A 21,438-nucleotide genomic window follows, 5' to 3' on the forward strand; every position below is an offset into this window, starting at 1 on the left:
TTCGAACATCCCCATGACCGCAGAACTATCCGCCGGCGCCACGGATTGCGCCGATGTGTCGGCCAGAGCCTTGCTCCTGCTGCCGCTCACGGTCGCCTGCGGCGTGTTCATGACCAGCCTCGACCAGAATGTCGTGGTCACCGCCCTGCCCGGCATCAGCGACAGCCTCGGCCGGCCGCCGAGGCAGCTCGGCCTGTTGATCACCGTCTATGTCGCCAGCCTGATCATCTCGATGCCGCTCGGCGGCTGGGCCGCCGACCGCTTCGGCCTGCGCAATGTCTACTGCTTCGCCTTGCTGGTGTTCGCCGCGTCATCGGCGCTGTGCGGCCTGTCCAACGACATCTGGACGCTGGTCGGCGCCCGCGCGCTGCAAGGCTTCGGCGGCGCCTTGATGGGGACGCTCGGCCAGGCCGTCATCCTGTCGACCTTCCCGCGCAGCCGCACGCTGAAGATCAACATGTATATTTCGCTGGCCGGCCAGTCCGGACCGCTGGTCGGCCCGCTGGTCGGCGGCGCCCTGACGACTTATATCTCCTGGCGCTGGATCTTCTTCTTCAACGTGCCGTTCGCGCTGGCGGCGGCCGTTCTTGCCGCCTCGCTGTTTCCGACTGTTACCAAACCGGTGCGCACGCCGTTCGATTTCCCGGGCTTCCTGCTGGTCGGCAGCGGCATGGTCCTGCTGGTCTTCGGCATGGATTCGCTTGCGGCGAAAGACGCCGCCGGCAGCATGATCGCGGCCGAGCTGACGCTGGCGATCGTCATCCTGACGCTTGCCTCCTTCCACTGCCTGCGCGCCTGCAACCCTTTGCTTGACCTGAAACTCCTGCGCATCCGCACCTTTCGCATCTCCTTCCTCACAGGCGGCGGACTGGACACGATCGGCCTCAGCTCGGTCGTCTTCCTGCTGCCGCTGATGTTCCAGCTCGGCTTTGGCATGAGCGCGGTGCAGGCGGGATCGCTGACTTTCGTTGCCGCAATCGGCTCGCTGATCATGCGTGTGTTCATGCCGCGCCTGCTCAACCGCTTCGGCTTTCGCCGTGTGCTGGTTGTCAACACGCCGATCGTTGCCGCCATGGTTGCGGGCTTCGCCTTGATAGAGGCAACAACGCCCGTCTGGATCGTGCTTGCCTATATCTTCGCCTTCGGTGTCCTGCGCTCGGCGCAATGGGCTTCGACCGGCAATCTCGCCTATTCCGACATCGCGCCCGACCAGCTCGCCCGCTTCAGCGCGCTCTACTACATACTGTGGCAGTTGGGGGTGGCGATCAGCGTCGGCCTGGCGGCGGCGCTGTTGTCGTTCCTGGCTGGCGGCAGGCCGGCGGTGACCAACGATTTCCGCATCCTGTTCGTGGTCGAGGGCGTCATCACTTTGTGCGCGCTGATCGCCTATCTCAGACTGACACCGCAGGACGGCGCCCATGTCAGCGGCCATGGCGCGCAGATGAACGTGGAATAAGGCCCCGGTAGCCGAGGCCTAGCCGCTGAACGTCACCCACTCTTCCAGCGGCACGCGGTCGGTGCGGAAGTCGTTTTCGGGTTTCGACGTATCCTCGAGGCCGAGCGCCATGCCGCAGACGACGATCTCCTCGTCGGGGATGTTGAGCACCGGCCGGATCTGCCGGTGATAGGGCGCGAAGGCGGCCTGCGGGCAGGTGTGCAGGCCCCTGCCTCGCGCCGCCACCATGATGTTCTGCAGGAACATTCCGTAGTCGATCCACGAGCCCTGGTTCAGCCGCCGGTCGATGGTGAAGATCATGCCGACCGGCGCGTCGAAGAAGACGAAGTTGCGGTCGTGCTGGGCGCGCATCTTGTCGACCTCGCGGCGGCCGATGCCGAGTGCCCCATAGAGCCCGAAACCGTTGGCGCGGCGGCGGGTGAGATACGGCTCGAAGAACTGGGTGGGGTAATAGCGATACTCGTCCCAATCGGCCTTTTCGGCGCGGATACCGGAATTCAGGATGGCATTGGTGATCTGCTGCTTGACCTCGCCCTTGACGACATAGACCCGCCAGGGCTGCATATTGGTGCCCGAAGGCGCGCGCGCGGCGACGCCAAGAATGGCTCGGATCGTCTCGTCATCGACCATGTCGGGCAGGAAGGCGCGCACTGAACGGCGCGAGATGATCGCCTCGTCGACAACAGCCGCGTTATGCGCTGCCAGGCCGTTTTTTTCCAGCATGGGCCGTCCCTTTGCGCACACTTCGAAAGCCGAACCGGCTATCGGAAAAGACCTTGCGCAGATTTCAATCCTTGGTCGCCGACCCGCATTCCCACACCCGCCGCTCGTGCCAGAGCCTTTGCATGAACCGCCAAAATCGCGCAAGCAAATCTTGTGTGTCCATGAAAATTCGCTTGATTTTTTCACGGACATGAGCTCTCATGAAATTCATTTCCAGTTTTTCATCAAGTGAGCGTTTTGGCCCCAGCTATCCCCAAAACATTGCAGGGACCTGACGAGCGCCTGCTGGCGAGTGACATCCGTGCGCTGCGCAAGGCGCGCGGGCTGACGCTGGCTGAGATCGCGCTGAAGCTTGGTCGCTCCGTCGGCTGGGTCAGCCAGGTCGAGCGCGGCCTGTCTATCCCTTCGCTTGGCGACCTCAGGGCCTTCGCAGACCTGTTCGGCGTGCCACTCAGCCTGTTCTTCAGCCACGACGTGCCGATCGAAAAGGAGCGCGGCGTTGTAGTGCGCGCCGGCAGCCGGCGCACGCTTGGCACAAGCGAATCCGGCCTGGTGGAGGAGCTTCTGTCGCCCGATCTCGGCGGTAGTTTCGAGATGGTGCGTTCGATCTTCGCGCCGGGCGCCGAGATGAAGAGCGAGCAGCTGCGGCCGACCGAGGAAGCCGGCTACATCGCCTCTGGCATTTTCGAGATCGAGATCGCCGGCGTCTGGCACCGTCTTGTCGAAGGCGATTCCTTCCGCTTCGAGCGCAAGCCGTACCGCTGGCGCAATCCCGGCAGCGAGCCGGCCGTGGTCATCTGGGTGGTTTCGCCGCCTGTTTATTGAATGCATGTCGCCCAAAAGTGTGCAGCGGTTTTGGGACAACGACATGCATCAAGCAAAAAATAGAAGCGCAGCGCGCTTCAGGTTTGGGAGAAGAATATGGCCGGTTTGCCGACCACGGCACGCGTGGTGATCATCGGAGGCGGTGTCGTCGGCACCTCCTCGCTCTACCACCTTTGCAAGGCGGGCTGGACCGATTGCGTGCTGCTTGAAAAGAACGAGCTGACATCGGGCTCAACCTGGCATGCCGCCGGCAACGTGCCGACCTTCTCGTCGTCCTGGTCGCTGATGAACATGCAGCGCTATTCGACCGAGCTTTATCGCGGTCTCGCCGACGCGGTCGACTATCCCATGAACTACCACGTTACCGGCTCGCTCCGCCTCGCCCACACCAAGGAGCGCATGCAGGAGTTCCAGCGCGCCAAGGGCATGGGCCGCTACCAGGGCATGGACATCGCCATTGTCGGCCCTGATGAGATCAAGCGCCGCTATCCCTTCATCGAGACGCATGGCCTCAAAGGTGCGCTCTACGATCCAAACGACGGCGACATCGACCCCGCGCAGCTGACGCAGGCACTGGCCAAGGGTGCGCGCGACATAGGCGCCAGGATCGTCCGCTTCTGTCCGGTGTCAGGTGTGCGCCGCGAGAACGACGAATGGGTTGTCGAGACGCCGCAAGGCGAGATCCGTTGCGAGATCGTCGTCAACGCCGCCGGCTACCGAGCCGCGGAAGTCGGCAAAATGTTCGGCCGCGACGTCCCGATGATGGTGATGAGCCATCAGTACATTTTGTTCGAGGAAATCCCCGAACTGGTGGCCTGGTCGAAGGAGCAGGGCAAGAAGCTGCCGCTGCTGCGCGACGTCGACACCTCCTACTATCTGCGCCAGGAAAAGAACGGCATGAATCTCGGTCCCTATGAGCGCAATTGCCGCGCGCATTGGGCAACCCACAACGACCCGATGCCGGAGGACTTTTCCTTCCAGCTCTTCCCCGACGATCTCGACCGTCTCGAGCACTACCTTGCCGATGCCGTAGCCCGCGTGCCGATTCTCGGCACTGCCGGCCTGTCCAAGGTGATCAACGGGCCGATCCCTTACGCGCCGGACGGCAATCCGCTGATCGGTCCGATGCCCGGCGTTCCCAACGCGTTCGAGGCCTGTGTCTTCACCTTCGGCATCGCCCAGGGCGGCGGCGCCGGCAAGGTGCTGGCCGAATGGGTGACGCAGGGCCAGACCGAATGGGACATGTGGTCTTGCGATCCGCGCCGTTTCACCAGCTTTGCGGCCGCCCCCGACTATAGCGTCGCCAAGGGCATGGAGATCTACGGCAACGAATACGCCATCCAGTTCCCGCGCCATGCCTGGCCGGCCGGGCGCGACCGCAAGCTGTCGCCGATCCACGATCGCATCAAGGCGCTCGGCGCCCAGTTCGACGCCTATAATGGCTGGGAGCGTGCCACCTGGTATGCGCAACGCGGTGACGACACGTCGGAAGAAGCAACACTCACCTTCCGCCGCGACGGGCCGTGGCAGCACCGCGTGCGCGAAGAATGCCTGGCGGTGCGCGACGCCGCCGGCATTCTGGACCTGCCCGGCTTCTCGCGCTTCAACCTCGAAGGTCCTGGCGCAGCCGAATGGCTGGCGCTGCAGGTCACCGGCCTGGTGCCCAAGCCCGGCCGCATCGGCCTCGCCTATTTCGCCGACGACAAGGGCCGCATCGTCACCGAGATGTCGGTGGTGCGCCATGGCGAAGAGCAGATGACGCTGATCACCGCGGCGGTAGCGCAGTGGCACGATTTCGAATGGCTGAAGTCGCGCCTGCCGAAGGACGCAGCTTTCACCCTCACCGACAGGACCGAAGACTATTCGACGCAAATCCTCGCCGGCCCCAATTCGCGCAAGATCCTGGCCGAGGTCTGTGGCGCGGATCTCTCGCTGCCCTGGCTGACGCATCAGGAAACCACCATCGCCGGCCGCTGGGCGAAGCTGGTGCGGGTATCCTTCGCCGGCGAACTCGGCTGGGAAATCCACACCAAGGTGGGAGACACCGCCGCCATCTTCGACGCCGTCTGGACGGCGGGACAAAAACACGGTCTGAAACCGTTCGGCATGTATGCGCTGGATTCGCTGCGCCTCGAAAAGGGCTACCGGACCTGGAAGGGCGACCTGTCGACCGACTATACGGTCCTGCAGGGCGGGCTCGAGCGCTTCGTAAAATGGGACAAGCCCGACTTCCGCGGCAAGGCAGCCCTGCAGAACGAAAAGCAGCAAGGCGTAAAGAAGCGCTTCGTCACGCTGGTGGTCGAAAACCCCGGCGATTGCGACGCGCCGTCGGTGTCGACGCTCTGGCATGACGGCAAGATCGTCGGCGAGACGACGTCCGGCGGCTGGGGGCATCGCATCGACAAATCGATCGCGCTCGGCATGCTGCGCGCCGACCTGGCTGAACCCAATACCGCGATCGAGATTGAAATTTTTGGCGATCGTTTCAAGGCGGTCGTGCAGAAAGACGAGCCGCTGTGGGATCCGAAAAACGAAAGATTGAGAGCATGAAGAAAGTCATTCTCACCGATGGCGGCATGGGCCAGGAACTGGTCCGCCGCAGCAGCTCCGAGCCGACGCCGCTCTGGTCGGCCAGGGTGCTGATCGACGAGCCGGATCTGGTGCGTGGCCTGCATGCCGAATTCATCCGGGCCGGCGCTCGCGTCATCACCATCAACACCTATTCGGCGACGCCGGAGCGGCTCGCGCGGGAAGGAGCAGAAGACCTCTTCAGGCCCTTGCAGAAGCGCGGCATCGAATTGGCAAGACAGGCACGCGAGGAGGCAGGCGATGCAGCGATCGCCGGCTGCCTGTCACCGCTGTTCGGCAGCTATGCGCCGGCGCTGACCATATCGTTCGAGGAGACGCTGGAAATCTATCGCCGCATCGTCGCCGAGCAGGCCGATGGCGTCGACCTGTTCCTGTGCGAGACCATGGCCTCAGCCGAGGAAGGCCGTGCGGCCGTTACCGCTGCGTCGGAAAGCGGCAAACCTGTCTGGGTGTCTTGGACGCTCGCCGATCACGGCGCGCCGCGGCTGCGCAGCGGCGAAACAATAGCGGCAGCGGCGGACGCCCTCGACGGCCTGACGGTTGCAGCGCGCCTGGTGAATTGCTGCCGGCCAGAAGCGATCGCCGCGGCACTGCCCGAATTGATTGCTCTCGGCGGCCCGGTCGGCGCCTATGCCAATGGCTTCACCTCTGTCGAAGCGCTCAAGCATGGCGGAACGGTCGAAGTGCTGCACGCACGCCACGACCTTGATCCGGATGCCTATGCCGACCAGGCGCTCGGCTGGGTCGCCGCTGGCGCCACCATCGTCGGCGGCTGCTGCGAAGTCGGCCCTGCCCACATCGCCGCGTTGCGCGATCAGCTCGAACAGGCCGGCCACGAAATCTCGGGAGTATCCTGATGCCCAGACCCTCATCGCGCATTTCCGGCATCGTGCCTTCGGGCAAGGATGGCTGGGAGGTCCACACCGAGGCATGGGCCCGCAAGGAGGCCGGCCAGGACATCATCATGCTGTCGGTCGGCGACCATGATTTCGATACGCCGAGCCAGACGATCGAAGCCTGCGTGACGGCGGTTCGCGGCAGCAACCACCACTACACCCCGCTTCCCGGCGTTCCGCGCCTGCGCAGGGCGATGGCGGCGGCCTCGACCGCTTGCACCGGGGTCGAGACGGCACCTGACCAAGTCATCGCCACGCCGGGCGGCCAGGCTGCCCTTTACGCGGCCGTGCAGGCCGTTCTCGACCAGGGCGACCACGCTATCGTGGTGGCGCCCTACTACGCGACTTATCCCAACACGTTCAGCGCCGCCGGCGCCAGCTTCACCGTCGTCGAGACGCCGGCCGAGGACGGTTTCCAGCCGCACGCCGAGATGATCCGCGCGGCGCTCAAGCCCAACACGCGCGCCATTTTGATCAACACGCCGAACAACCCGACCGGCGCCGTCTATTCGCGTGAGCGTCTGGAAGAGCTGGCCGAGATCTGCCGCGAGCACGATCTCTGGCTGCTGTCGGACGAGGTCTACTGGACGCTCGGCGGCGGCGAGCACATCTCGCCGCGCGGCCTGCCCGGCATGGCCGAGCGCACGCTGGTCATCAATTCGATGTCCAAGAGCCACGGCATGACCGGCTGGCGCATGGGCTGGCTGACCGGCCCGACGCAGATGATCACGCTGTTGACCAATCTCAATCTGGTGACGACCTACGGCCTGCCGGCCTTCATCTCGATCGCCTGCGCCGAGGCGCTGGAGAACTGCTTTGGCGTCAAGGAGATCGCCGAACGCTATGCGGCGCGCCGCACCGTCCTGCTCGACGCCGTGCGCGGCATGAACAATGTCAGCGTGCACGGCTCCGAGGGCGGCATGTATGTCATGCTCGACATCTCCGCCGTCGAGCCCGACGACGAGAAATTCGCCTGGGCCTTTCTCGACCAGGAGAGTGTCGGCGTCATGCCGGGTTCCAGCTTCGGCAAGGCCGCTGCCGGCCACATCCGCATCAGCCTCTGCCAACCGGAACCGGTGCTTCAGGAAGCCGCAAAACGCCTGCGCCGCTTCGCATCCGGCTATCGCCGCGAGGCCGCATGACCAGAAGCATTCCCATCAAGGCCCGCGCGGTTATTATCGGCGGCGGTGTCTCCGGCTGTTCGGTCGCCTACCACCTGGCCAAGCTCGGCTGGACCGACATCGTGCTGCTGGAACGCAAGCAGCTGACCTCGGGAACGACCTGGCACGCCGCCGGCCTGATCGGCCAGCTGCGCGGCTCGCAGAACATGACGCGGCTGGCGAAATATTCGGCCGACCTCTACGTCAAGCTGGAGGCCGAGACCGAAGTCGGCACCGGCATGCGCCAGGTCGGCTCGATCACCGTGGCGCTGACCGAGGAGCGCAAGCACGAGATTTACCGTCAGGCCTCGCTCGCCCGCGCCTTCGATGTCGATGTGCGCGAGATTTCGCCTGGTGAAGTCAAGGAGATGTACCCGCATCTCAACGTGTCCGATGTGGTCGGCGCCGTGCATCTGCCGCTCGACGGCCAATGCGATCCGGCCAACATCGCCATGGCGCTGGCCAAGGGCGCCCGCCAGCGCGGCGCCACAGTCGTCGAGAATGTGAAGGTCACCAAGGTCCACACCAAGGCCGGTCGCGTCGCCGGCGTGTCGTGGGCGCAAGGCGACGACCAGGGCACGATCGAGGCCGACATCGTCGTCAACTGCGCCGGCATGTGGGCGCGCGAACTCGGCGCCCAGAACGGCGTCACCATCCCGCTGCATGCCTGCGAGCATTTTTATCTCGTCACCGAGCCGATCCCCGGCCTTGGCCGGCTGCCGGTGCTGCGCGTTCCCGATGAATGCGCCTACTACAAGGAAGACGCCGGCAAGATGATGCTCGGCGCCTTCGAGCCGGTGGCCAAGCCCTGGGGCATGGACGGCATAAGCGAGGATTTCTGCTTCGACCAGTTGCCGGAGGACATGGAGCATTTCGAGCCGATCCTCGAAATGGGCGTCAACCGCATGCCGATGCTGGCAACCGCCGGCATTCACACCTTCTTCAACGGCCCCGAAAGCTTTACCCCCGACGACCGCTATTATCTCGGCGAGGCCCCGGAACTCCGTGGCTACTGGATGGCGACCGGCTACAATTCCATCGGCATCGTCTCGTCCGGCGGCGCCGGCATGGCGCTGGCGCAGTGGATCAATGACGGCGAAGCGCCCTTCGACCTCTGGGAAGTCGACATCCGCCGCGCCCAGCCATTCCAGAAGAACCGTAGGTATCTCAAGGAGCGTGTCTCCGAAACACTCGGCCTGCTCTATGCCGACCATTTCCCCTACCGGCAGATGGCAACGTCCAGGAATGTCAGGCGCTCGCCCCTGCACGAACAGCTGAAGGCGCGCGGCGCCGTGTTCGGCGAAGTCGCCGGCTGGGAGCGCGCCAACTGGTTCGCCCGCGAGGGACAGGAGCGCGAATACCGCTATTCCTGGAAGCGGCAGAACTGGTTCGACAACCAGCGCGAGGAGCACCTGGCGGTCCGCAACAAGGTCGCCCTGTTCGACATGACCTCGTTCGGCAAGATCCGTGTCGAAGGCCGCGATGCCTGCGCGTTCCTGCAAAGGCTCTGCGCCAACGACATGGACGTGGCGCCGGGCAAGATCGTCTACACTCAGATGCTCAACCAGCGCGGCGGCATCGAGAGCGATCTTACCGTGTCGCGGCTGTCGGACACGGCCTATTTCCTCGTCGTACCGGGCGCGACGCTGCAACGCGACCTCGCCTGGCTGCGCCGGCATGTCGGCGATGAATTCGTAGTCATCACCGATGTCACGGCAGCTGAGGCCGTGCTCTGCCTGATGGGTCCGGATGCGCGAAAACTGATCCAGAAGGTCAGCCCTAATGATTTTTCCAATGAGAACAATCCGTTCGGCACCTTCCAGGAGATCGAGATCGGCATGGGCCTCGCCCGCGCGCACCGCGTCACCTATGTCGGCGAACTCGGCTGGGAACTTTATGTCTCGACCGACCAGGCGGCCCATGTCTTCGAGGCGATCGATGAGGCGGGGGCGGATGTCGGCCTGCAACTTTGCGGCCTGCATACGCTGGATTCCTGCCGCATCGAAAAGGCGTTTCGGCATTTCGGCCACGACATCACCGACGAGGACAATGTGCTGGAGGCCGGCCTCGGCTTTGCGGTCAAAACCGCCAAGGGCGAGTTCATCGGCCGCGATGCGGTGCTGAAGAAAAAAGAAGCCGGCCTGTCGCGCCGGCTGGTGCAGTTCCGGCTGAAGGACCCGCAGCCTCTGCTCTTCCACAACGAGGCGATCCTTCGCGACGGCAAGATCGTCGGCCCGATCACATCGGGCAACTACGGCCACCATCTCGGCGGCGCGATCGGGCTGGGCTATGTGCCCTGCCAGGGCGAGAGCGAGGCGGATCTGCTGGCCTCGTCCTACGAGATCGAGATCGCCGGCGAGCGCTTTCCGGCGGAAGCATCGCTGAAACCGATGTACGATCCCAAGGCGGAACGGACGAGGATGTAGCACCTTTTTACCCTCACCTTGTGGGGAGGGTCGGCTCGCAGTCGGAGCGAAGCGGCTTTTCCGAAGCGGGTGGGGGGGTGCGCCCTACGAGACCCCCCACCCCGCTTCGGAAAAGCCGCCTTGCGGCATTTGCTGCGCGACCCTCCCCACAAGGGGGAGGGTGAAGAAGCTCAAAACCGCTCCAGCTTCGCCAGCACCTTCACCAGAAACGCCGCCCTCGTCCTTGGCGTGGAGGCGTCCATCAGGTAGTGCGCCAGGAAAAACGTCCGGCAGCGGCGGGCGCACAGCGCGCGCATACCGCGCAGCAAGGTCTTGCGGCCGGGCTGGCCGACGACGACGCTCCACCAGGTCGGCGCGCCGCAGGTGGTGATGACGCCGACCCTGGTGACATGTGTCATCAGCGACGTGATGCGCCCCTTGCCCAGCTTGAAGGCGACACCGGTCGCCCAGACCCGATCGAGCCAGCCCTTCAGCATGGCCGGCAGCCCGTACCACCAGGTCGGATAGATGAACAGGATCGCCTCAGCCCAGGCGAGATGCTCGAAATGCGGTTTTAGGGCCGGATCCTCCGGCGCCCGCTCATTGTAGGCGCGTCGCTCTTCGCAGCCCATCACCGGATCGAATTTCTCCGCATAGAGGTCGAGCAGCCGCACCTCCCAGCCGCGTGCCTTCAGCACATCGACTGCGGCATCTCTGATGGCGGCGCAAAAGCTTTCGGGCACCGGATGGCAATAGACCACCAGCACGCGCATCAGAATTCATCCATCCCGGCCGCGACCTTGGCCATGAAGGCCGCGCGGGTCTTCTCGGTCGACAGGTTCATCGAATAATGCGCGAGGTAGGACACCGAGGCGCCAGGCCTGATCGTCGCGCGCAGCATCCGCTTGACCAATTTGCGCGGCGGATCGCCCATCAGCATGGCGCGGAACCGGCTGCCGCCATAGGTGGTGACGGCGGTCAGCTTGCGGATGTTGTGGAGCGAAGGCCGCGCCTTGCCGTCGACCAATTTGAACGACACGCCGGGCAGAAACACGCGGTCGAAAAAGCCTTTCAGGATGGCCGGGAAGCCGTAGTTCCAGACGGGATATGACAGCACCAGCGCCTCAGCCCGCAGCAAACGCTCGACATGGGGCGCGGCCGGGTCCGCAGGGCTGCGTTGGTTGTGATAATCCAGCCTCTCCCCGCGCGTCAGCCTGGGGTCGAAATCCTCGGCATAGAGATCGCAATCGTCGACCTCATGGCCGGCCGCCGTCAGCCGCTCGACGATGGTGCGGTGCAGGCCTGCATTGAAGCTGGTCTCCACCGGATGCGCGTAGAGGACGAGGACTTTCATGGGGAAATACTTGCGAGGTGGGCGCGAGGCACCCCCCTCTGCCCTGCCGGGCATCTCCCCCGCAAGGGGGGAGATCGGACTGCCGCATCGCTTTCACTAATTGTCAGCGTGTCAGATTGGCCGCGGCGTTCAGGCTGCCAATCTCCCCCCTTGCGGGGGGTGAGAAGTGGTCGGCGAAGCCGATGGGAAGCCAATTGCTTGGCTTTCCAAACGACGAACGCCCGAAGCGGCAGCGTAGGGCCTGTGCCGGCAGGACAGAGGGGGGTGCTCAAGCTCAAACCTCTGCTCATTCTGCTTTCTGCAACCCCTTGAACAAAAAAGTCCGGCCCGAGCGATAGTCGTAATCCGGATTTTCCCAGGCAATCATCTTGCCGGGATTGAGCAGGCCTTGCGGATCGGTCTCGCGCTTGAAGGCGAGCTGGATTTCATCCGTCTGCTTCATGCCGCCCTCTTCCAGCGTGTAGCGGTGCGGGTTGAAGATCGGGCAGCCGTTCTCCTCATGCAGCCGGATGATTTCGTTGAGCCGGGCCTCGGTGGTGAATTTCACCAGCGGCAGGCCGAAGCAGGTGATGTTGCCGTCGAGGCGCACGAATTCGAGATGCGAAAAGACCTCGTTCGGAAACATCGCGTCCATCTTCTCCACCAGCGCCAGCTGGTTGGGAAACGGATAGAGCGATTGCAGATAGGTGATCGCGGGATCGACCCGCAGTGCCCTGAGCGTGGTGTGGTTCCACGCCAGCTCGAAGCCCGGCGGCAGGCCCTTTTTCTCTTCGTCCGTGGCCGTCGCGGCATTGAAGATGACCTCGCCGCCGGCGCGGCGGGTGAAGGCGAGGAACGCGTCTAGCCCATGCCGGGCAACCATGACGACGCAGATGCTTTGCCCGTCCCGGAAGAACTTCTGGTGGCGCTTGAAATAGAGCTGCGGCACGGGCGCGGCGATCGGCGTGATCAGCTTGGTCAGGATGCCGTCCTGGCGTGCCAGCAAGTTGCCGTAGCGGGCTGCCGGCATGAAAGCGTCGAAGCCGACGATCACGTCGATCCATTCATAGGCTGCAGTCAGCGGCATCTCGACCTCGGTGATGATGCCGTTGGTGCCATAGGCGTGGGTGACTTTGTGCAAATCCTCGCCGGTGAGTTCGAGCGCCTTCGGTTCGGTTTCCATGGTGACGACGCGCAGCCGCAGCACATTGCCGAAATCACGCAGACCGCCGAAATTGATCGAGCCAACGCCGCCCGAGCCGCCGGCGATGAAGCCGCCGATCGAGGCGGTGTTGTAGGTCGACGGCGACAGCCGCAGTTCCTGCCCGGAATGCGCGCGCGTCGCTCTGTCGATGTCGGCGAGGATCGCGCCCGGCCCGGTCACCACGCGGCCCGGCGCTATGGCCTTGATCTCGTTCATCTCGGCAAGGTTCAAAACCACGCCGCCCGATAGCGGCATCGCCTGACCGTAATTGCCGGTGCCGCTGCCGCGCGGCGTCACCGGAACGCCGTGGCGGTGGCAGGCGGCGAGCACACGGATCAGTTCGGCCTCGGTCTTCGGTGTCACGATCAGGTCGCCGGTGACGTGGTCGAGCTGCTGCTTCAGCACCGGGCTGTACCAGTAGAAGTCGCGGCTCTTCTGCTGGACGATGGCCGGATTGTCGTCGAGCTTTATCCCGTCGAGATCGCGTTTGAGCGCCGAAACATCCATCATTCCACCATCAGTTCGTCGAGCTCGGCATAGTCGGGCAATTGCCTGTCGATCGCTCGGCCGTTGCGCACGACGATGCGATCCGATTCGGGCCGCGACAGCAATTCCGTCCAGCTCCGCCCTTTGAAGACGATGAAATCGGCGCTGCCACCGGCTGTCAGTGTCCCGACACCGTCGAGCCGCATCACCTTGGCCGGCGTCGCCGCCACCGTCTGCGGCCAGTCGCCGACCGGATGGTCGAAATGCAGGATGCGCGTCGCCATGCGGTAGACCTCCAGCATGTCGAGATCGCCATAGGCATAGAACGGATCGCGGGTGTTGTCGGAGGCGACCGCGACCGGGATGCCCCTCGCCTTCATCTCATGCAGCAGCGTCACGCCGCGCCAGCGTGGCGTGGTCTGGTCGGCACGCCGGTCCTGCAGATAGAGATTGCACATTGGCAGCGACACCACCGCCAGCCGCGCCTTGGCCACCTTGTCGAGTGTATCGAGCACGTCGAGATCCGGCTGGCGCGCCAGCGAGCAGCAATGTCCCACCAGCATGTTGCCCTCAAAACCGTTCCACAGTGCCGCCTCGGCGATCTTCTTCAGCGATATCGCCGCGATGTCGTCGGTCTCGTCGGCGTGGAAATCGAGATCGAGCCCGTGCCTGTTCGCCTCGGCGAACACCTTGTCGAGAAGCTCTTCGAGATCCGGCACCATATAGGTGACGACGCCGAGCACGCCCTTGGCCGCAGCCACACGCTTGGCCAGCCTCTCGAACCACTTTCTGTCGCGCACGCCTTCGATGCCGAGCAGGCAGGCCGCCTGCAGCTCGATGCGGCCGCGCCATTTCTCCCGCATCGCCTCGAACACCGGCCAGGAGATTTCCTCCTGTGGCGGCACGCTGTCGAGATGCGTGCGCAGCGCCTTGGTGCCGTGCGCGTAGGCCGAGCGCAGCGAGAAATCCATGCGCCGCGCCACGTCCTCGGCGCTCCAGCGCGCTGCACGGTCGGCGCCGGTGGCATTGAGCGCGCCCATGAAACTGCCGCCGGGATTGGGTTTGCGCGGCCAGATATGGCCCTTGTCGATGTGGGTGTGGCAGTCGACGAAGCACGGCAGCACGATGCGGCCGGCGAGATCGACGGCATCGGTCGGCGCCTTTGATTTGTATTGCGCGGCGATGGCCGAGATCTTGCAATCGGCAACGGCAATGTCGGCCAGCGCGAAACCGTCGGTGTCGTAAGTGGTGGCAAGACCTGATGTCAGCGACCGGTGAAGGCGGACGTTGGTGAGATGGTACGAGCCAGAGGTCGGTATCAAGGACCGCCCCCCTCTGCCCTGCCGGGCATCTCCCCCTCAAGGGGGGAGATTGGCAGCTTTTCCGACAGCACCCGTCTTCCAACGTCGATAATTGGCGAAATCCCGGATGACGTCCAATCTCCCCCCTTGAGGGGGAGATGGCCGGCAGGCCAGAGGGGGGGGTTTCGCGCCAGCATCTCAATCACGTCACCCAACCCCCTACCGCTCATGCTTCAGCGCGCTCTCGTGCCAGCGGCGCAGGATGAGATGCGACACCAGCGACAGCACCAGGAAGATCAATATGCCGGTGAGCGAGATCAGGATCAGCGCCGCGAACAGCCTGGGCGCGTTGAGCCGGTAGCCGGCCTCGATGATCCGCGAGGCGAGCCCTGAGGATTGTCCCTGCGCGCCGGCGACGAACTCGGCCACCACGGCGCCGATCAGCGACAGGCCGCCGGCGATCTTCAGGCCTCCTAGAAAATACGGCATGGCCGCCGGCAGTCTGAGATAGCGCAATTGCTGCCAGCGCGTCGCGCCGTTGAGCTTGAACATGTCGCGCAGATTGCGGTCGACCGAATTGAGGCCGAGCGTGGTGTTGGACAGGATCGGGAAGAACGCGACGATCCAGGCGCAAAGCAAAAGCTTCACCGTCTGGTTGTCCACATAGATGTTGATGAGCGGGAAGACCGCCACGATCGGCGTTACCTGCAGCACGATGGCGAAGGGAAAGAACGACATCTCCACCCATTTCGATTGCGCAAACAGCACCGCCAGTCCGACGCCGCCGACCACTGCAAGCAACAGACTGAGGAAGGTTATGCGCAACGTGACCAGCAGCGCGGAGAACAGGAGCCCGGCATCGCTATAGAGCGTCCACAGCACCACGCCGGGGCGCGGCAGAATATATTGCGGGATCGCGTTCCACACGCAGATGCGGTCCCACAGCCAGATCGCCAGGATCATGATCGCCAAAGGCAAGACCCACCGGCCGATCCGCTCCAGCCGCTCCTGGCGTACGCGGCCGGCCTCTTCCGCGTCGAGCGTTGCGGCATTCTGATCAATGGCCGTCATGGTGCGGTCCGGCTGATGTGTTGATGGCGTTGACCAGGATGTCCGAGGCCTGGCGGCAGAGCGCGGCATAGTCGGGCGAGGTGCGAAACACCTCGTCGCGTGGATAGGCGGCATCGATTGCCAACTCGGCATGGACGCGGCCCGGCCGCGCCGCCATGACGACGACGCGGTTTGACAGGAACACGCTTTCGAAGACGCTGTGGGTGACGAAGACGACGGTGAAGCGCTCGTCCTGCCACAGCTCCAGAAGGTCGTTGTTGAGCTTGAAGCGGGTGATCTCGTCGAGTGCCGCGAACGGCTCGTCCATCAACAGAATGCGCGGCTTCGTCACCATCGCGCGTGCGATCGAGACGCGCATCTTCATGCCGCCGGAAAGTTCGCGCGGCACGGCGTTTTCGAAACCGGTCAGGTGCACCCGCTCCAGCATCTCCATCACCACCGGCGCCGCCTTGGCACGCGACACGCCTTTCAGCCTGAGCGGCAACCAGACATTGTCGAAGACATCGGCCCAGGGCAGCAGCGTCGGTTCCTGGAAGACGAAGCCGATATTGGCGCGGTCGATCGAACCGCCCCAGTCGAGTTGACCGGATGTCGGCGTCGACAGGCCCGCGATCAGCCTCAACGCCGTCGACTTGCCGCAGCCGGACGGCCCGAGAAGGCTGACAAAATCGCCCTCGCGGATGGCGAGATCGACGTCGCTCAATGCAGTCACGCCATTGGAAAACACCTTGCCGACATGGCGCAGCGTCAGCAGCATCGGGCCTTCACCCGATGCCGTCATGGGCGCCTGCGCCATCTTTTCCAGCTTCACGATTACTTCTTCAGCTCGATTCCGACACCTTTGTTGATGAAGGCCAGCGTATAGGCCTTCTTGATATCGATGCCCTCGGGCGTGACCTTGGCCTTGACCATCTTGTCATAGAAGCTCTTGATCCGGTCTTCGTTCATGGCGCCGATGCCGAGCTTTTCGGTGTCGCCGGAATCGGCCAGGCCGAACTTCTTCATCTGCTCGATCGAGAAGGCAATCTGCTCGTCGCTCATGTCGGGGTTGTCTTTCTTGATCATCTCGTTGGCGGCCTTGTTGTCGCCGTAGAGGTATTTGTACCAGCCCTTGGCCGAGCCATCGACGAAGCACTGGACCACCTCCGGCCGCTTGTCGATCGTGTCCTGCATCACCTCGATCGTCGTCGAATAGGTGTCCCAGCCATAGTCGGCGAGCAGGAACTGGTTGGGCACGAAGCCGCCTTCCTTCTTGACCGCAAAAGGCTCCGAGGTGACGTAACCCTGCTGGATCGACTTCTTGTTGGCCAGGAATGGAGCGGTGTTGTAGGTGTAGGGCACGCGCTTGGCGGCATCGAAACCGAGTTCGATGACCATCCACTGGAAGAAGGTCTGGACGCCCTCGTCGCCGAGAATGTACTGGTCGGCGTTCTTCAAATCCTCCCACTTGTCCAGCCCCTGCCCCGGGTGGGACATGATGACTTGAGGGTCCTTCTGGAAATCGGCGGCGACGACGCGCATCGGGATGCCCTGCTGGACGGCGTCGAAGGCCGACAGCAGATTGCCGCCCATGTAGAAATCGAGCTTGCCGGCCAGCAGCAGCGGCCGCCCGCTGACCTGCGGACCTCCCTGCGAAATCGTCACGTCGAGGCCACATGCAGCGTAGGTGCCGTCGGCGACGGCCTGGTAGTAGCCGCCATGCTCGGGCTCGGCCAGCCAGTTGGTACCGAAGGTGACCTTCTCGTTTGCTGCCGCGCCGAACGTGCCGGCTCCAAGCAGCGCGACCGCAAGCGCTGAAATCTTCTGTTTTCCGTACATCGACACCACCCTTTGTTGGCTCCGGAGCGTCACGCGCCGGGCTCGACACCATTGATCCAAGAAGCAAGACACATGCCACCGCCCGGGCCGCCTGCTTGCGCGGCAGTCACTGCCAACACCGGACGGGTCATGCTGTGCGGGAGGCATCGTGCCTATTTTTTGGACGCCTGTCCACAATCGCCCTTGTGCCATGCACCACATCTTGAACGTACTATCGGTCACGTCTTAGGCTGGTCTCGCAGACAGGAGATTGCCATGTTCAGATACCTCGCGCCGAAGTCGATCAAGCCGCCTTTCGCCCGCTACAGCCACGGCGTCGAGGTGCCGCCAGGCAAGCGGCTGGTTCTGTGCTCCGGCCAGGTCGCCATCACGGCGGACGACGAGATCCCCGAGGATGCCGGCGCGCAGGCCGAGCTCTGCTTTCAAAACATAGCGGCGATTCTGGCTGAAGCCGGGCTGGGGCTAGGCGACATCGCGCGCATAAACGCCTACGTCACCGACCGCGCCTTTCTGCGGCCCTATATGGACGTCCGCGACCGCTTGTTTGCCAGCCCCGCGCCCGCCTCGACGCTGATGATCGTGTCAGGCTTTGCGCGGCCGGAATTCAAGGTCGAGGTCGAGGCGATTGCTGCCGGGTGATCGACAGGCGACGTTTGGCGCGCTAGGTCTCCCTCACAGTCAAGAGGCATGACATGACCGTTGCAAACAGACGCGTGTGGTGGGGCGACTACCGGACCACCGAATACGCCGCGATCGATCCGGAGGCGACGATTGCCGTGCTGCCGGTGGCGGCGATCGAGCAGCACGGCCCGCATCTGCCTGTATCAACCGACACCTCGATCATGAACGGCATGCTGGAGACGGTCATCGCCCGCCTGCCCGGCGATCTCGACATCCGCATCCTGCCGGTCCAAACGGTCGGCAAGTCGAACGAGCATCTGCAGGCGCCGGGCACGCTCACCCTGCCGGCGGCCACCCTGGTCGATGCCTGGACCGAGCTTGGCCTGTCCGTTGCCCGCGCAGGCGTAAGGAAACTGATCGTCGTCAACTCGCATGGCGGCAATGAAGAGATCATGGGCATCGTCACGCGCGAGCTGCGCGTGCGTGAGAGGATGCTGGCGGTGAAGACCAGCTGGCAGCGCTTCGGCCGCCCCGCCGGCATGTACACAGAGCTGGAAGACCGCCATGGCATCCATGGCGGCGACGTCGAGACCTCGTTGATGCTGCATTTTCGCCCGGAGTTAGTCGACATGGCCAAGGCCGACAATTTCGCCTCCAAGGTCGCCCGCGCCGAAACCGAATTTGCGCTGCTGCGCCACACCGGAACGCACGCTTTCGCCTGGATCGCTGGGGATCTCAACCCCAACGGCGTGGTCGGCGATGCCAGCATTGCCACGGCCGAGAAAGGCCGACTGACGGCGGAGCATCAGGCCGACGGCTTCATCACCCTGTTGAAGGATGTGCGCAAGGCGAAGCTTGCCGACTGGCTGGCATAGCGGGCCGCCTTAGCCGTCGATCTTCAACACGAAAGGCGTACCCTCAAAAGCATCGGCGCCGCGTCCGATCGCCTCGATCGCTTCGATCATGCGGCCTTGTCGTGAGAGCAGAGCATCCGCGACGGCGATCAACCGTGGATTGGGTGTCGCCGAGGGCGAAAGCTTCCGCAATGTCTGCGCAAGTTCGACTTCGTCGCGCTTCGGGGCGAGCGCCGCCGCAATGATATAGGCCGAGGCGGTCGAGCGGCTGATGCCGGCATAGCAATGGACGACCATGGGTTTGGCGCGGTCCCATTTCCGGGCGAAATCGAGCAGATTGCGCACATGGCCTTCGCCGGGCATGGTCATGCCGTCCTGCGCCACCGCGATGTCGTGCATGACCAGATGCAGGTGGTTTTCCCTCGCGATTGAGGCCGGCCGCGTCACCTCGGTGCCGGCAGCGAGCAGCGACAGCACGCGCTCGGCGCCGCTTTTGGCCACCGTCTCCTCAAGCTTTGCCAGCGAACAGATATGGATCATGGCGCGATCTCCTTCGACCCATCGTCGCGCCGTGCGCCCCAGTCGGCAAGCGCCGATTCAAGCCGCTGCCATTCCTCCTGACTTCCAGGCAGCCCCGCGCGGAGCACCTGGGGACGCTCGGAAAAATGCCTGAGCAATATGCCGCGCTCGCCGAGCGTCGAAAACAGCCCCGGTGCATCGGCAAGCCGGAGATAGCGAAACAGCGTCGTGCCGCCGGCGACAGCAACGCCAAAGCGCGAAAGCAGCGCATCGAGCCGCGCCGCATCCTGCGCCAGCCGCCGCCGCATGTCGGCCTGCCAGCCGCTGTCGGCAAGCGCGCGGATGCCGTATTCGAGCGCTGGGCCGGCGACCGCCCAAGGGCCGAATTGCGTTTCAAGCCTTTCGACCGTCGCTGCATCGGAAAGTGCGAAGCCGAGCCGCAGGCCGGCGAGACCGAAGAACTTGCCAAACGAGCGCAGCACGACGATGCCGCCCCGCCCGACATCGCCGGCCAGGCTTTCCGCGTGCGGGCCGACATCCATGAAGGCTTCGTCGACGACCAGCAGACCGCCTATGGCGCGCAATGTCTCGGCAAGCCGAAGCAGCCTTTCCCGCGACACGACTCGCCCGTCGGGATTGTTGGGATTGACGACGATGGCAATTTCGGCTCCGGCAAGCGCCTCGAAATCGTCGACCTCCGCCACCGCATGGCCGGCAATCGCGGCGGCCTTGGCATGCTCGGCATAGGTCGGCCCGAGCACCAGCGCCTTGCCGGGGCTGACCAGCGAGGCGACGCGCGGCAGCAGGATCTGCGTGCCCGGGGCGACCACCACATTCTCGGCCGAAGGCGCGCCATAGGCGCCGGCCGCGACCCTGGCCAGCTCACGCAGGCGCGCGGCCTCCGGCAATCGTGACAGGGCGGTGGCGGGCAGCTCGAAAAGCGGGTAGGAGTGCGGATTGATACCTGTCGAGAGATCGACGAAAGGTTGTGGCGCGTGAGGGAAGAGCGCCCTCGCCCGGCCAAGGGATCCACCGTGATCCACCACAGTAATCGCTCCATCAGAAAGCTTCATGTCGATCCTGATCGCTTTCCTGTCGCTGGCCATCGAACGCATCCTGGGTTACCCGGACTGGCTGTTCCGTGCCGTCGGCCATCCCGTCACCTGGTTCGGCAGGCTGATAGCCTTTCTCGACCTCAGGCTCAACCGCGACACTGATTCCGACGCGCTGCGTCGCCGCCGCGGCGCGCAGGCGCTGCTGGTGATCGTGCTAGTGCCGGCGGCAATCGCCTTCATCGTGCAAATCCTGCTCTGGCAGCTCTTTCCTGCCGGCATGATCATCACGGCAATCCTGGCCTCGTCGCTGCTGTCGCAAAAGAGCCTTACCGAACATGTCGAGGCGGTGGCCGATTCGCTGGATACCGGCGGGCTGGCGCTCGGCCGCATTGCGGTTGCGCGCATCGTCGGCCGCGATCCAGAGAAGCTCGACCATGCCGGCGTCAGCCGCGCCGCCATCGAAAGCCTGGCCGAGAATTTCTCCGACGGCATCGTTGCGCCCGCCTTCTGGACAGGTGTCTGCGGTCTGGCCGGCGGCGTCGCCTACAAGGCCGCCAACACCGCCGATTCGATGATCGGCCACCGCACCCCGCACCACGAGGCCTTCGGCCGCGCGGCGGCACTCTTCGACGACTGGATCAACCTGCCGGCGTCCCGGCTGACCGCGTTGCTGATCGTTGCCGCCGCCTTTCTCGTTCACGGCGCCGATCCCCGCAACGCTTGGCAAGCAATGCGGCGCGATGCCAAAAAGCACCGCTCACCCAATGCCGGTTGGCCGGAAGCAGCAATGGCCGGCGCACTCGGCCTGGCGCTCGCCGGCCCGCGCAGCTATGGCGGCGTCATCGTCGAGGACGCCTATATGGGCGAAGGCGGTAGGCGCGCGGCGGAAAGCCAGGACATCAGGCAGGCACTGAAATTGTACCAGGTGGCGGACTATCTGCTGATTGGGCTGTTCGGGTTGCTGTCGGCTGTGCTTATCGCGGTGACGTTCTGAGAGCTTACCGTCGCCCTTCCTTTACCCTCCCCCTTGTGGGGAGGGTCGGCGCGAAGCGCCCGGGGGGGGGGCTGGGGCCATCGCGCACCCCCCCCCCCCCCGCCCGGGCCGGGGGCGCCCCCCCCCCC

19 protein-coding genes are annotated in these 21,438 nt (G+C 64.3%); 9 read left to right on the forward strand and 10 right to left on the reverse strand.

Annotated elements, in window-relative coordinates; all coding sequences use genetic code 11:
* The first annotated feature begins 13 nt into the window (after positions 1 to 13).
* Positions 14 to 1,456: an MFS transporter gene (locus tag NKJ88_RS25440; RefSeq protein WP_352446009.1), complete on the forward strand. Its 1,443-nt coding sequence runs from the start codon at positions 14 to 16 to the stop codon at positions 1,454 to 1,456.
* An 18-nt stretch (positions 1,457 to 1,474) separates the two neighbouring features.
* On the opposite strand, the gene NKJ88_RS25445 is transcribed toward NKJ88_RS25440, so the two are convergent.
* Positions 1,475 to 2,179 (reverse strand): nitroreductase, encoded by a 705-nt coding sequence (locus NKJ88_RS25445; protein WP_023725586.1) that lies wholly within the window; start codon positions 2,177 to 2,179, stop codon positions 1,475 to 1,477.
* Positions 2,180 to 2,461: 282 nt separating this feature from the next.
* Here NKJ88_RS25445 and NKJ88_RS25450 point away from each other — a divergent pair, with 282 nt between their 5' ends.
* The 5 genes from NKJ88_RS25450 to NKJ88_RS25470 all read left to right on the forward strand — a co-directional run bounded on the left by NKJ88_RS25450 (position 2,462) and on the right by NKJ88_RS25470 (position 10,075).
* Positions 2,462 to 3,004 (forward strand): helix-turn-helix domain-containing protein, encoded by a 543-nt coding sequence (locus tag NKJ88_RS25450; RefSeq protein WP_023815506.1) that lies wholly within the window; start codon positions 2,462 to 2,464, stop codon positions 3,002 to 3,004.
* 96 nt (positions 3,005 to 3,100) lie between these two features.
* Positions 3,101 to 5,554, forward strand: a complete 2,454-nt coding sequence (locus NKJ88_RS25455; RefSeq protein ID WP_023823087.1) for a GcvT family protein — start codon at positions 3,101 to 3,103, stop codon at positions 5,552 to 5,554.
* Positions 5,551 to 6,450 (forward strand): homocysteine S-methyltransferase family protein, encoded by a 900-nt coding sequence (locus NKJ88_RS25460; RefSeq protein ID WP_023688086.1) that lies wholly within the window; start codon positions 5,551 to 5,553, stop codon positions 6,448 to 6,450. The genes NKJ88_RS25455 and NKJ88_RS25460 overlap by 4 nt, the downstream gene beginning before the upstream one ends.
* Positions 6,450 to 7,631, forward strand: coding sequence for a pyridoxal phosphate-dependent aminotransferase (locus tag NKJ88_RS25465; protein WP_023688085.1), 1,182 nt, complete (start codon positions 6,450 to 6,452; stop codon positions 7,629 to 7,631). Before NKJ88_RS25460 ends, NKJ88_RS25465 begins: the two co-directional genes overlap by 1 nt.
* Positions 7,628 to 10,075 carry a GcvT family protein gene (locus NKJ88_RS25470; RefSeq protein ID WP_023688084.1) on the forward strand — a complete coding sequence of 816 codons (2,448 nt, stop codon included), beginning with the start codon at positions 7,628 to 7,630 and terminating at the stop codon, positions 10,073 to 10,075. The genes NKJ88_RS25465 and NKJ88_RS25470 overlap by 4 nt, the downstream gene beginning before the upstream one ends.
* A gap of 170 nt (positions 10,076 to 10,245) precedes the next feature.
* Here the strand turns inward: NKJ88_RS25470 and NKJ88_RS25475 are convergent, their stop codons facing one another.
* The 7 genes from NKJ88_RS25475 to NKJ88_RS25505 form a co-directional block, all read right to left on the reverse strand.
* The gene (locus NKJ88_RS25475) at positions 10,246 to 10,827 is read right to left on the reverse strand and encodes an NAD(P)H-dependent oxidoreductase (protein WP_023688083.1); all 582 of its coding nucleotides are present in this window, start codon (positions 10,825 to 10,827) and stop codon (positions 10,246 to 10,248) included.
* Positions 10,827 to 11,408: an NAD(P)H-dependent oxidoreductase gene (locus tag NKJ88_RS25480; RefSeq protein ID WP_352446012.1), complete on the reverse strand. Its 582-nt coding sequence runs from the start codon at positions 11,406 to 11,408 to the stop codon at positions 10,827 to 10,829. Before NKJ88_RS25480 ends, NKJ88_RS25475 begins: the two co-directional genes overlap by 1 nt.
* Before the next feature lie 286 nt (positions 11,409 to 11,694).
* The gene (locus NKJ88_RS25485) at positions 11,695 to 13,098 is read right to left on the reverse strand and encodes an FAD-binding oxidoreductase (RefSeq protein WP_031203233.1); all 1,404 of its coding nucleotides are present in this window, start codon (positions 13,096 to 13,098) and stop codon (positions 11,695 to 11,697) included.
* The gene (locus NKJ88_RS25490) at positions 13,098 to 14,399 is read right to left on the reverse strand and encodes a cytosine deaminase (RefSeq protein ID WP_352446014.1); all 1,302 of its coding nucleotides are present in this window, start codon (positions 14,397 to 14,399) and stop codon (positions 13,098 to 13,100) included. Before NKJ88_RS25490 ends, NKJ88_RS25485 begins: the two co-directional genes overlap by 1 nt.
* Positions 14,400 to 14,597: 198 nt before the next feature.
* A complete protein-coding gene (locus tag NKJ88_RS25495; protein ID WP_023690276.1) occupies positions 14,598 to 15,449 on the reverse strand; it encodes an ABC transporter permease in 852 nt (283 codons plus the stop codon).
* On the reverse strand, positions 15,436 to 16,260 hold the full coding sequence (locus tag NKJ88_RS25500) for an ABC transporter ATP-binding protein (protein WP_023690277.1): 825 nt from the start codon (positions 16,258 to 16,260) through the stop codon (positions 15,436 to 15,438). The genes NKJ88_RS25495 and NKJ88_RS25500 overlap by 14 nt, the downstream gene beginning before the upstream one ends.
* Before the next feature lie 2 nt (positions 16,261 to 16,262).
* A complete protein-coding gene (locus tag NKJ88_RS25505; RefSeq protein ID WP_023690278.1) occupies positions 16,263 to 17,267 on the reverse strand; it encodes an ABC transporter substrate-binding protein in 1,005 nt (334 codons plus the stop codon).
* Positions 17,268 to 17,522: 255 nt separating this feature from the next.
* Between NKJ88_RS25505 and NKJ88_RS25510 the strand changes: the two genes are divergently transcribed.
* On the forward strand, positions 17,523 to 17,906 hold the full coding sequence (locus NKJ88_RS25510) for a RidA family protein (protein WP_023690279.1): 384 nt from the start codon (positions 17,523 to 17,525) through the stop codon (positions 17,904 to 17,906).
* 53 nt (positions 17,907 to 17,959) lie between these two features.
* Complete coding sequence (locus NKJ88_RS25515) at positions 17,960 to 18,763, forward strand: creatininase family protein (protein WP_023670776.1); 804 nt, start codon at positions 17,960 to 17,962, stop codon at positions 18,761 to 18,763.
* 9 nt (positions 18,764 to 18,772) lie between these two features.
* Here NKJ88_RS25515 and NKJ88_RS25520 read toward each other — a convergent pair whose 3' ends face one another.
* Positions 18,773 to 19,282: a tyrosine phosphatase family protein gene (locus NKJ88_RS25520; RefSeq protein ID WP_023690280.1), complete on the reverse strand. Its 510-nt coding sequence runs from the start codon at positions 19,280 to 19,282 to the stop codon at positions 18,773 to 18,775.
* Positions 19,279 to 20,334, reverse strand: a complete 1,056-nt coding sequence (gene cobD, locus NKJ88_RS25525) for a threonine-phosphate decarboxylase CobD (protein WP_352446020.1) — start codon at positions 20,332 to 20,334, stop codon at positions 19,279 to 19,281. Before cobD ends, NKJ88_RS25520 begins: the two co-directional genes overlap by 4 nt.
* Between cobD and cbiB the strand changes: the two genes are divergently transcribed.
* Positions 20,333 to 21,310, forward strand: coding sequence for an adenosylcobinamide-phosphate synthase CbiB (cbiB, locus tag NKJ88_RS25530; protein ID WP_023830516.1), 978 nt, complete (start codon positions 20,333 to 20,335; stop codon positions 21,308 to 21,310). The two genes, cobD and cbiB, sit on opposite strands and share 2 nt — an antisense overlap.
* Positions 21,311 to 21,438 lie beyond the last annotated feature (128 nt).

It is taken from the genome of Mesorhizobium sp. M0016 (assembly GCF_040324035.1).
GTDB lineage: Bacteria > Pseudomonadota > Alphaproteobacteria > Rhizobiales > Rhizobiaceae > Mesorhizobium.

Excerpts from the sequence above, each read along its gene's own strand:
- NKJ88_RS25480 (WP_352446012.1), bottom strand. The coding sequence starts at position 11,408 with ATGAAAGTCCTCGTCCTCTACGCGCATCCGGTGGAGACCAGCTTCAAT.
- NKJ88_RS25445 (WP_023725586.1), bottom strand. The coding sequence starts at position 2,179 with ATGCTGGAAAAAAACGGCCTGGCAGCGCATAACGCGGCTGTTGTCGAC.
- NKJ88_RS25455 (WP_023823087.1), top strand. The coding sequence starts at position 3,101 with ATGGCCGGTTTGCCGACCACGGCACGCGTGGTGATCATCGGAGGCGGT.
- cobD (WP_352446020.1), bottom strand. The coding sequence starts at position 20,334 with ATGAAGCTTTCTGATGGAGCGATTACTGTGGTGGATCACGGTGGATCC.
- NKJ88_RS25520 (WP_023690280.1), bottom strand. The coding sequence starts at position 19,282 with ATGATCCATATCTGTTCGCTGGCAAAGCTTGAGGAGACGGTGGCCAAA.
- NKJ88_RS25515 (WP_023670776.1), top strand. The coding sequence starts at position 17,960 with ATGACCGTTGCAAACAGACGCGTGTGGTGGGGCGACTACCGGACCACC.
- NKJ88_RS25505 (WP_023690278.1), bottom strand. The coding sequence starts at position 17,267 with ATGTACGGAAAACAGAAGATTTCAGCGCTTGCGGTCGCGCTGCTTGGA.
- NKJ88_RS25510 (WP_023690279.1), top strand. The coding sequence starts at position 17,523 with ATGTTCAGATACCTCGCGCCGAAGTCGATCAAGCCGCCTTTCGCCCGC.
- NKJ88_RS25460 (WP_023688086.1), top strand. The coding sequence starts at position 5,551 with ATGAAGAAAGTCATTCTCACCGATGGCGGCATGGGCCAGGAACTGGTC.
- NKJ88_RS25470 (WP_023688084.1), top strand. The coding sequence starts at position 7,628 with ATGACCAGAAGCATTCCCATCAAGGCCCGCGCGGTTATTATCGGCGGC.
- cbiB (WP_023830516.1), top strand. The coding sequence starts at position 20,333 with ATGTCGATCCTGATCGCTTTCCTGTCGCTGGCCATCGAACGCATCCTG.
- NKJ88_RS25465 (WP_023688085.1), top strand. The coding sequence starts at position 6,450 with ATGCCCAGACCCTCATCGCGCATTTCCGGCATCGTGCCTTCGGGCAAG.
- NKJ88_RS25495 (WP_023690276.1), bottom strand. The coding sequence starts at position 15,449 with ATGACGGCCATTGATCAGAATGCCGCAACGCTCGACGCGGAAGAGGCC.
- NKJ88_RS25440 (WP_352446009.1), top strand. The coding sequence starts at position 14 with ATGACCGCAGAACTATCCGCCGGCGCCACGGATTGCGCCGATGTGTCG.
- NKJ88_RS25485 (WP_031203233.1), bottom strand. The coding sequence starts at position 13,098 with ATGGATGTTTCGGCGCTCAAACGCGATCTCGACGGGATAAAGCTCGAC.
- NKJ88_RS25475 (WP_023688083.1), bottom strand. The coding sequence starts at position 10,827 with ATGCGCGTGCTGGTGGTCTATTGCCATCCGGTGCCCGAAAGCTTTTGC.